This window comes from Lutibacter sp. (assembly GCF_030692605.1).
Classification (GTDB): Bacteria; Bacteroidota; Bacteroidia; order Flavobacteriales; family Flavobacteriaceae; genus Lutibacter.
The window spans coordinates 1-10,697 of sequence record NZ_JAUYUD010000025.1; the positions used below are offsets into that span (position 1 = coordinate 1).

General features: G+C 33.1%; 7 protein-coding genes. All 7 read left to right on the forward strand.

Annotated features, from left to right (window positions below):
• The first annotated feature begins 267 nt into the window (after positions 1-267).
• On the forward strand, positions 268-1,665 hold the full coding sequence (locus Q8S45_RS02195; protein WP_305600829.1) for a DUF4403 family protein: 1,398 nt from the start codon (positions 268-270) through the stop codon (positions 1,663-1,665).
• Between the two features lie 333 nt (positions 1,666-1,998).
• Entirely contained in the window at positions 1,999-2,277 is a 279-nt protein-coding gene (locus tag Q8S45_RS02200) for a helix-turn-helix domain-containing protein (protein ID WP_305600830.1), read from the forward strand.
• The gene (locus Q8S45_RS02205; RefSeq protein WP_305600831.1) at positions 2,274-5,537 is read left to right on the forward strand and encodes a helicase-related protein; all 3,264 of its coding nucleotides are present in this window, start codon (positions 2,274-2,276) and stop codon (positions 5,535-5,537) included. Before Q8S45_RS02200 ends, Q8S45_RS02205 begins: the two co-directional genes overlap by 4 nt.
• Before the next feature lie 2 nt (positions 5,538-5,539).
• A complete protein-coding gene (locus Q8S45_RS02210) occupies positions 5,540-6,358 on the forward strand; it encodes a KilA-N domain-containing protein (RefSeq protein WP_305600832.1) in 819 nt (272 codons plus the stop codon).
• Positions 6,359-6,405: 47 nt separating this feature from the next.
• Positions 6,406-10,089 (forward strand): Eco57I restriction-modification methylase domain-containing protein, encoded by a 3,684-nt coding sequence (locus tag Q8S45_RS02215; RefSeq protein ID WP_305600833.1) that lies wholly within the window; start codon positions 6,406-6,408, stop codon positions 10,087-10,089.
• A complete protein-coding gene (locus Q8S45_RS02220) occupies positions 10,013-10,294 on the forward strand; it encodes a hypothetical protein (protein WP_305600834.1) in 282 nt (93 codons plus the stop codon). Before Q8S45_RS02215 ends, Q8S45_RS02220 begins: the two co-directional genes overlap by 77 nt.
• Entirely contained in the window at positions 10,291-10,596 is a 306-nt protein-coding gene (locus Q8S45_RS02225) for a hypothetical protein (RefSeq protein WP_305600835.1), read from the forward strand. The genes Q8S45_RS02220 and Q8S45_RS02225 overlap by 4 nt, the downstream gene beginning before the upstream one ends.
• Positions 10,597-10,697: the final 101 nt, after the last annotated feature.

The following is a 10,697-nucleotide window of genomic DNA, read 5'->3' on the forward strand; positions in this document are numbered from 1 at the left end:
GAAATACTGTGGCGAAGAATAAAATATCAATGGCTAGATTTCGATGCTTATAAATGCTTTAAAAACCTCAAAGAACAATTAAATTTAGTGCTGAATAATTTTGGCATTAAATACGACATTAAATTTTAACCATTACTTAGACTGGAATATAGTGAATTTTTGCTTGTCATGTAATGTATTATGTTATTTCAAACTGTAATATTAACTTTGTAAATTCTTTGTTTATTGTATTAGCAAATGTATTATTTTTGTCGAAAAAGTAAAAAAATGAATTCCAAAATATTCAGTGTATTATTAGTGTTAATTTCTAGTTTTTTAACTTCTTGTAGTACTACAAAAAAGATTCAGACTTTAAAACCAGAGGCTGATTTAGCAGCCCCCTTAATTTATGAAAAGGAAACTTCATTCTTAAGTTTTCCTGTTTCTATTAAATTGAAGGATATTGAGCAACAGACCAATAATTTTTTACAAGGGTTAATTTATGAAGATCCAATTTTAGAAGATGATAACATTCAACTAAAAGTATGGAAGAGTGCACCCATTAGGCTGGTTGATGAAAACGGTAAAATAAAAACAATACTGCCATTAAAAATTTGGTCAAAAGTTAGATACGGAAAAAGCATGATGGGATATGATTTGTACGATACTAGAGAATTATATTTTAAAGGTGTTGTTACTTTGATAGGTGAGGCAACATTTAATAATTGGCAATTGCAAGCTAAAACGGAATTTAAATCGGTGGTTTGGGAAGAAAGTCCTTCTATTAATATTGCAGGTAGGAGTTTGCCAATTACTTATATTGTGGATCCTGCATTGAAATATTTTAAAGCTGATATTGAAAAAAAGATTGATGAATCTATTATAAAAGCAATGAATTTTCAATCAAACGTATTAGATGTTTTGGATAAAATTAGCACACCAATTTTGGTAAATAAAACGTATGATACTTGGTTTCGAATAAATCCTATTTCCTTAAATTCAACTGAGGCAAAGCTTAAAAATGAAACCATTTTTATGGATTTAGAAATTGTTTGTGAAATGGAATCTTTTATTGGCAAACAGGCTACTAAGAAATTTAGAAAAGATCAAATAAAATTAAATAGAATTAACAAGGCTAAAGATCAATTCAACGCTTCGTTAATTATTGTTTCGCCCTATTTACAAGCATCAAAAATAATTACCAAAAATTTTGAAGGACAGGAATTTACTTCTGGTTCTAAAAAAGTGATTATTAAGAATGTTGATTTATGGCATAAAAATGGAAAAATGATTATTGCTTTGGGAATGGAAGGGAGTATTAATGGAACCATTTATTTGGCTGGAATTCCAAAATACAACGACCTGAATGAAACCATTTATTTTGACGATTTAGAATATGTTTTACAAACTAAAAGCACTTTATTAAAAACGGCAAATTGGTTGGTGCATGGATTAATTTTAAATAAAATAAAGTCGTTTACTACGTATTCTATAAAAGCAGATTTAGACCAAGCAAAACTACAAATCGCCATATTCTTAGACAAATATTCGCCAACTCCTGGTGTTGAATTAAGTGGTTCAATGGGGGCAATTACAATTGATAAAATTCAATTAACAGATCAGGCGGTGGTTGCAACCATAAAAACACAAGGTAAAGTGAAAGTAAAAGTTGAGGGATTAAAATAATAACGTTTTAAATAGTATTTGTTTTGATGTTTGTAACTTATATATTTATTTTAACCCGTCAGACTGCGCAAAAACTACTAACCTAAATCGCTACTAAGTTACTAAATTGCAAAACACTTTCTCAAAGCAATTCACCCGCTATTGCTTTTATACAATGTTATGCCTCATTGTAAAAAGACAGCCAACCGCACATTCAAGCACATTTGGTTTTGCCCGACACACAAAGCCGACCCTTCGCAAAACCAAAAGAGCTTGAATTTTCCCAACGCACGGACGACAGAAATAAAAAATAAATCGTACTTTTGACGAATCTGTCAAAACAATATAGACAAAATGAATTTATTTGGAGAGTATATAAGAAACAGACGTGAACAGCTTGGACTGCCTTTGAGAAAAGTTGCTGCTGAACTGGACATTGACACTTCAATTTTGAGCAAAATTGAACGCAACGAAAGAGTAGCGACAAAAGAAATGTTACCAGTTTTTTCTAAAGCGTTGGACATTCCAATTAAAGAAATACAAATTGAGTTTATCCGTTCGAGTGTTTTATCAGAACTTGGAGACTTGGAATTTTTGACTGATGGACTTAAAAATGTATTGAAAAAAATATGAGCACAAAATTTTTCACCAACGAAGAACAGAATACACTTCTAAATAAAATTGAAGGTATTTTTAAACATAAGAATATTCACTTCTTAGACGCTTTAGTCGGATATTTTCGTGCATCTGGATATTTTCAAATTCGTGAGTTTGTAGAGAATGCTCAAGAAATTAGAATCCTTGTTGGTATCAACATTGACTCTTTAGTATATCAAGCCAACCAACAAGGAGTTTTATTTGATGGTGATGCCGAAAAAGCCCAAGAAGAATTTTTTCAAGAAGTAAAAAAGAACATTCAAGAAGCCGAATATGACAAGATAGTTGAAGGAGGAATGATTCAATTGATTAAAGACATTACAACAGGAAAAGTAAAAATCAAAATCCATCCGAAACAAAACATACACGCAAAAATTTATATTTTCAGAGAGCAAGAAAAACACGACCACGGTTATGGTTCTGTAATTACAGGCTCTAGCAACTTGACAGATGCTGGACTTTCTAAAAACTTTGAATTCAATGTTGAATTAAGAGACAATTCAGATATTGAATTTGCAACCAAAACCTTTGATAGGCTTTGGGAAGAAGCTGTTCCTGTAGATATGGAAAGCATTGAAAAACTTCAAAAAGAAACTTATCTAAACGACAATTACACGCCTTATGAAGTTTATCTTAAATTCCTGATTGAGTATTTTGGTAAAAGTATTGAGTTTGACCCAAACTCAATATCAGATTTACCGAAAGGCTTCAAGCGACTTTCTTATCAAGTGGATGCCGTAAATGATGGCTTTACCAAGATGATGAAACACAATGGGTTTTTCTTAGCTGATGTTGTTGGACTTGGAAAAACAATTGTTTCTACACTTATAGCAAAAAAATATTTTTATACAAATGGATTTCCAGAACATCGTTCGCGAACGCTTATCATAGTTCCGCCAGCATTGAAAGAAAACTGGACTGAAACCATTGAAAAATTCAACTTGGATAATGTAAAAATCATTACTAATGGAAGTTTGCATAAAATTAATGATGCATCTATTTACGATTTAATTATTATAGATGAAGCTCACAAGTTCCGTTCGGACACTGCTGGAATGTATAATGAGTTGCAAAAGATTTGTAAAACACCAACAAGAAGAGTTTTGCCTGACGGCAAAACCATTCCTAAGCGTGTTATCCTTGTTTCTGCAACGCCATTGAACAACAGACCCGAAGATATTGCCAATCAAGTTTATCTTTTCCAAGACAGTAAAGAGTCAACTTTGGAAACTGGAAACTTGCAACATTTTTTTAGACAACAAATTGATGCTTATAAAAAGCTAAAGGAGGAACCAGATATTGCAAAAGTGCAGGCTGGAGTAAAAAAGATTTATGAGAAGATAAGAACCAAAGTAATTGAACCGCTTATTGTTCGCAGAACAAGAACGGATTTAATGGCTCACGAACTTTACTCAAAAGATCTTGAAAAACAAGACATCAAATTTCCGAAAGTAAAACAGCCCAAGAAAATTCTTTATGTGCTTGAACCACATTTGGAAGATTTATACGATAAAACCATTCACGTTTTAAGCCACGAAACACAAGGCTTGAAATATAATCGTTATCGTGCTATTGGCTTTTTAAAACCACATAAAAAGAACAAATACAAACAAGCGGATATGATTTCGGCTCAATTAGCCAAGATTATGAAAACGCTTTTAGTTAAAAGGATTGACAGCAGTTTTTATGCTTTTAAACAATCGCTTTTCCGTTTTATGAAAGCTACTGAAGCAATGGTTACAATGTTTGAAAACGGTCGTATTTTCATTGCTCCTAATTTGCCTGTTTCAGATATGATTAATGAAGGCAAGGAGGAAGAACTATTGGAGTTGGTATTGGAAAAATCTATTGAAGACCCAACCATTGACATTTGTGAACCTGATGATTTTGAATATGATTTTCTTCCCGGATTGCAACACGATTTAAAATTATTGAAAGACCTTTCAAAAGAATGGGAAAAAATAAATGAAGACCCTAAACTAGAAGTGTTTGTTGAGTATTTGAAAAATACACTTTTGAGCAAATCTATAAATCCACAATCTAAATTGGTGGTTTTTTCTGAAAGCAAAGAAACTACTGAATATTTAGAAAGAGAATTAAAGAAACATATTTCAGCAAGTATTCTTTCGGTGGACAGCAAGTCACGCAAAGAGAGAATGCCAATTGTTCGTAAAAACTTTGATGCCAATTTGCCTAAGGCAGAACAAGAAGACAATTACAGTATTATACTTTCTACAGAAGTGTTGGCAGAAGGAATTAACCTGCACCGTTCTAATGTGATTGTAAATTATGATACGCCTTGGAACTCTACACGATTAATGCAGAGAATTGGTCGTGTAAACCGAATTGGTTCAACAGCTGATGAAATTCACGTTTACAACTTTTATCCAACAGCAAAAGTCAACAATGAAATTGAATTAGAAAAAAAGGCAATAATGAAATTACAATCTTTTCACGCTGCATTGGGAGAAGATTCACAAATCTATTCGCCTGATGAAGAAACCGAAACTTTTGGGCTTTTCGACAAAGAAATGGAAGAAGAAAAGGACGAAAAACTGGCCTATTTAATGATGATTCGGGATATCAAGGAAAAAACACCAGGCGTTTTCAAGCAAATTAAAAATATGCCTTTTCGAGCAAGAGTTGGTAGAGAAAATAAGGACTTTAATCAAAGTACAATTTGCTATATAAAAGACAGCAAACGTGACGCTTTCATTTTGGTAAAAGGAAATGAAGAAACAGAAGAACTTACCTTTTTGGAAACTGTAAAAATATTTGAAGCAGACGTTTTAGAAAAAGCAATAGCCTTGCATTCAAAACATCACGAGCAAGTCCAATCAGGTATATTACTTTTCTCTGACTTGTTGGAAAAAGAGAAAGCCAAAGACAAAAAGATTGACACTACACAAGGACCAAATGAGAAAAAAGCAAATGCTTATTTAGATGCAATGCTCAACCTTGCTTTAACCAATGAAGAAGAAAGAGCATTAATCATCAAAGCAAAAGAAGCATTGCGACAAGGTCGTTTTCAAAATCTGCAACGAGACATCAATAAGTTTCAACGGACTTTGAAAAATTTCCCATTAAAACCTGCCATCATTTTAGAAAAAGTCATTGAGATACTCAAAGGCTATCCTTTATTGAATGAAGAAACCGAACAGGAATTCGAGAAGAAAATTGTAAGGGTTAAAACCTTGAATCCTGAAATTATTATCACTGAAAGTTTTAGCAACTAAATATGGCAAAGAACAAGAAAATAAATATTGATGGAAATGAAATTTCGATTATTGCTCAAGAGCAAAACGATTATATTTCGCTTACAGATATGGCTCGTAGCCAGTTACAGGAAGTTGTTATTATTAAATGGCTAAGTTTAAAAAGCACCATTGAATATTTAGGAGAATGGGAAGCTTTATATAATCCTGATTTTAATTATACCGAATTCGGTACAATTAAAAATGCAGCAGGTAGTAACAATTTTGTACTTTCTGTAAAACAATGGATTGAAATAACGAATGCAATTGGTATTTCTGCAAAAGCAGGACGATATGGAGGTACTTATGCTCATAAAGATATAGCTTTTCATTTTGGAATGTGGATTAGTCCTAAATTTCAACTTTTGCTTGTAAAAGAATACCAACGCTTAAAAGAAGACGAAAGCGACCGACTGCAGCTCGAATGGAATTTTCAAAGAACACTTGCTAAAGTCAATTATCACATTCATACAGATGCTATCAAAGAAAATTTGATTCCCGAAACGCTTGGCAAAAATCAAATTTCATTCATCTATGCCAATGAAGCCGATGTATTAAATATGGCTCTTTTCGGAAAAACCGCTAAACAATGGCGTGATGAAAATCCAGACAAAAAAGGAAACATCAGGGATTATGCTCCAATTGAGCAATTAGTCGTTTTGTCTAATTTAGAAAGCATTAATGCAATGCTAATTCACCAAGGACTAGAACAACCAACTAGGTTAGTTCAACTAAATAAAATGGCAATCACGCAAATGAAGTCTTTACTGAACAATCAATTAACAGTTAAGAAATTGAAATGAAATGCCAAAAGCATTCCATCAGACCTTAATAAAATATTAAAATACTGATGAAAGAAAAAGAAATTAAAGACATATTGAAAAGCAAATTCCATTTAGTTGAGGATAAATATTTCCCTGACCAATGGAAAACAGTATTGAGTTTGTTCTTCAAAAAGATTGACTATTTCAGTCATCCCGAAAATTTGTTTACTGAAAATGACAAAGTTGTTGACGGAAAACAAATAGGAACAGTAAAACTAGATGACGGCAAACAGTTAGCAATTTTTACAGTAGAAGTTGCCGACAGCATTAGTATTGTTCGCAATCGCCAAGGCTTGCGTGAAATTGCAGCCAAACACATTGACCAAAACATTATTCACGGTTCGTTGGCATTTTTCTATAATAAAAAGCAAGCCAATTATCGTTTTTCATTCATTGCCAAAGAAGCGAGCATTGATTTAGAAACTGGTGAACTGATAAAAGGGGAAACCAAACCGAAACGCTACACTTATTTACTCGGTTCAAATGAAGCCTGCACAACACCTGCTAAACGAATGTTGGTATTGGCAGACAAGAGAGAAAAAGGTGCGGTGGACATTAACCAATTGAAAGAAGTGTTTTCGGTGGAAGCCTTAAACAAAGATTTCTTTAAAACCTACAAAGCCCATTACGAGAAGTTTTGGAAGTATTTAGCTGATGAAGAAAATCCGTATAGAACAAAATTAATTGATACAGAAAAGGACGATAAAGTAAAACAGGAAAAACCAATTCGTGATTTTGCAAAGAAACTATTGGGAAGAATTGTGTTCCTGCATTTTTTACAGAAAAAAGGCTGGATGGGTGTGCCGAGTGAATTACGAATTACGAATGGGGGAATTACGAATGCAGGTGATTGGGTAAATGGAGATGCTAATTTTATGCAAAATTTGTTTGCTTATTGCCCAGACAAAGAACATTTTCAAAGCAAATTCTTAACTACTTTATTCTTCAATACACTTAATTCCAAAAGAGAAGGAGATTTAGCTCCAAATGGTTTGGTTTATAATTCTGAATTCGTAATTCATAATTGTAAAATCCCATATCTGAATGGCGGTTTATTTGAACCTGAAAAAAATAAAGCAACATTAACAATTGATTTTCCTGCCGACTTTTTCAAAGAATTGTTAGAGTTTTTTGAGCAATACAATTTTACCATTGACGAAAACAGCCCAGACGACCACGAAGTAGGTATTGACCCCGAAATGTTGGGACATATTTTTGAAAATTTGTTGGAAGACAACCGAGACAAAGGAGCATTTTATACCCCCAAAGAAATTGTGCAGTATATGTGCAAGGAAAGTTTGATTCAGTATTTGCTCAACACATTTCAAGAGCAAAAAGACATTGAACAGTTTATTCGTTTTCATACCGTTTCGCCTTTATTGGCTGAAAAAGAAAATGCCGTTTTGCTCAATAAAAAATTAGACGATATTAAAGTTTGCGATCCTGCCATTGGTTCGGGAGCTTTCCCGATTGGAATGTTGCAAGAGATTTTTGAAGCCAAACGTTTTATTTATCCATACCTAAAAACCAACAAAGATTTTAAACCTGCCGATGTAAAAAAGAACATCATCCAACATTCCATATATGGAGTGGATTTGGAAAAAGGTGCGGTGGACATTGCACAACTTCGTTTTTGGCTTTCGTTGGTGGTTGATGAATTGAACCCTCACCCATTGCCCAATTTGGATTACAAAATAATGCAAGGCAATAGTTTGTTGGAAAAATTTGAAGGGATTGATTTGAGCCAAATGGGCAAATCTAAAAGTGATGTTCGAATTGCAGAACCTGAAAGAGATTTGTTTGGGAACTTAAAAGAAGACCAAATGAAAATCACGTTTTCGCAATCTGATACATCCCAAAAAATACAAGACCTAATAAAAACATTTTTCACCATTGAAGTAAGCGAAAAGAAAAATGAAATACGTGAAGATATTAATAAGTTAGTACTTCAGCACATTGAGTACAACTTAGAATTGCGAGAAAACCAATTGCACCGTTGGATAAATGAAGCAGGAAAGCCTGAAAACCTAAAAACAGCAGCTAAGAAAAAATATGATGGCTATGTAAGTGATTTAAGCAAATTGCAAGGCACCAAAGCCCAATTACTGAAAATACAGGAAACAGACGAACGCCCTTACTTCTTGTGGCATTTGTATTTTATGGATGTGTTTGAAAATGGCGGCTTTGATGTAATGATAGGAAACCCGCCTTATATAAAAGAATACACAAATAAAGCTGCATTTGATGGATTTAGGGAGTCTAAATATTATCAAGGAAAAATGGATTTATGGTATGGCTTTTCTTGTTGTACTTTAGATTTATTAAAACAAAATGGAATTCAATCTTTTATTGCACAAAATAATTGGGTAACAAGTACTGGTGCGTCAAAACTACGTGAGAAAATATTAACAGAGAACAACCTTTTATTGTTTACTGATTTTGGAAACTACAAAGTATTCCAATCAGCTGGTATTCAAACTATGATATATCTTGTTAAAAAGGAAAAAACGATTAATTCTTATTCGGTCAAATATTCATTACTTACAAACGAAAATTTGCCAGAAGAGAAGATAAAAGCGTTTTTAGATTTTGATTTTAAAACAGACTTCGCCCAAAAATATTTGTTTGAAATTACTCCATCTTCCAACAACGAAAAAGCCTTTACATTTAATACCAATGTTGATGAGATAATACTAAATGAAATTGCATCGGTTGCCAATTATAGACTTTCTAATAAGGAAGTAGCAAACGGAATTCATCCACACTATGATTTTGTGAGCAAAAAAATTGCAGAAGAAAATAATGGCATCTTTAGAAATGGAGAAGGTATTTTTGGATTAACCACAAAAGAATTGGAGTTTTTGAATTTAACTACAATTGAAAGAGCATTGATAAAGCCCTATTTTACAACAGAAAATTTTAATCGCTATTATGGAAATCCTGAAAATAAATTATGGTTAATTTACACGGATTCTTCATATAAAAATTCAAAAAATATTGAACCCTATCCAAATATTAAAAATCATTTAGATAGATTTAAAGATGTAATTACTTCTGACAATAAACCATACGGTTTGCACAGAGCGAGAGAAGAAAAGTTTTTTCTTGATGAGAAAATAATTGTACAAAGAAAGTGTGTTGGCAAACCTATATTTACTTATACAAATTTTGACGCTTATGTTTCGGCAACTTTTTATGTAATTAAATCATTTAATGGCAACCACAAATTTTTAACCGCATTACTTAGTTCAAGTCTTATTGAATTTTGGTTAAGAAATAAAGGCAAAATGCAAGGCAATAATTTTCAGTTAGATAAAGAACCTTTGGTAAATATTCCTTTAGTAATCATTGAAAACACCGAACCCTTCGAAACCCTTGCCGAATATCTCATTTACCTAAATGACCCCAAACAAGAACCTGTTTTAGAAAAAGTAGGTAATGAAGCGGTGAGTCAGGTTTTTGAAGACTTGGTAAATATGATGGTGTACGAACTTTATTTTGCCGATGAAATGAAAGCCAAGGAAATTGATGTGTTGCAATTTGTAACAGAAAAAGCATTTCCAGACATTACGCAAGTAGAAGATAAAAAAGCAATTATTCAAAAAGTATATTACGAGTTGCAACAAAAAGACAATGCAATCCGCAACCGTATTTTGGTGGCAAGCAGCCGAAGCGAAACCATTGCAAGAATTAATGCAGCAACGAGTTAAAGATGAGATGACTAAACTAATTACAAAAGGAACTGCTGCTGGGTTAACAGCTGCAACTCTTCAAGACCTAAAAGATTACAAGGACAGAATTATGAACCCAAGTTCGCATTACGACATTGAACAACCATTATTTAGAAATGAATTAAAAAATGCAATTGAGACTTTGGACAAATTAAAAATTGAAATTGGATATTTAGACTTATGATGCCAACGCTTCACAGCCACACACATTGCCAAGCCGCACAAGCCAACGCTAAAACCCAAGCTTGGCAAAGAGTGTGTCTGTCCATCCGCACCGCAAAACCGACAGACAACCAAGCGGACGAAAAAGAACAACGAAGGCATAACAGCACCTACAAGAAATTGGCGGTTCAGTGGTTAAATGAAGTTTTGTTCTTCGTATCAAGTTCAGTGCTGGCAGACAGTTTTGTGCTTCGAAATCGCCAACTTCTTGTAGCTGCAAACCGTCAGTTTGTCTTAAAACCCCGGTTATTTTATCAAATATAGCAAAAAAGCGGAGGTAAATGAAGCGATTTGCCGAATGTTGAAAAAAACTTTAACCACAAGATTATTAAAAATCGAACGTGTTAAAAAGGGTTTAAATGACT

Excerpts from the sequence above, each read along its gene's own strand:
- Q8S45_RS02195 (WP_305600829.1), top strand. The coding sequence starts at position 268 with ATGAATTCCAAAATATTCAGTGTATTATTAGTGTTAATTTCTAGTTTT.
- Q8S45_RS02200 (WP_305600830.1), top strand. The coding sequence starts at position 1,999 with ATGAATTTATTTGGAGAGTATATAAGAAACAGACGTGAACAGCTTGGA.
- Q8S45_RS02205 (WP_305600831.1), top strand. The coding sequence starts at position 2,274 with ATGAGCACAAAATTTTTCACCAACGAAGAACAGAATACACTTCTAAAT.
- Q8S45_RS02210 (WP_305600832.1), top strand. The coding sequence starts at position 5,540 with ATGGCAAAGAACAAGAAAATAAATATTGATGGAAATGAAATTTCGATT.
- Q8S45_RS02215 (WP_305600833.1), top strand. The coding sequence starts at position 6,406 with ATGAAAGAAAAAGAAATTAAAGACATATTGAAAAGCAAATTCCATTTA.
- Q8S45_RS02220 (WP_305600834.1), top strand. The coding sequence starts at position 10,013 with ATGCAATCCGCAACCGTATTTTGGTGGCAAGCAGCCGAAGCGAAACCA.
- Q8S45_RS02225 (WP_305600835.1), top strand. The coding sequence starts at position 10,291 with ATGATGCCAACGCTTCACAGCCACACACATTGCCAAGCCGCACAAGCC.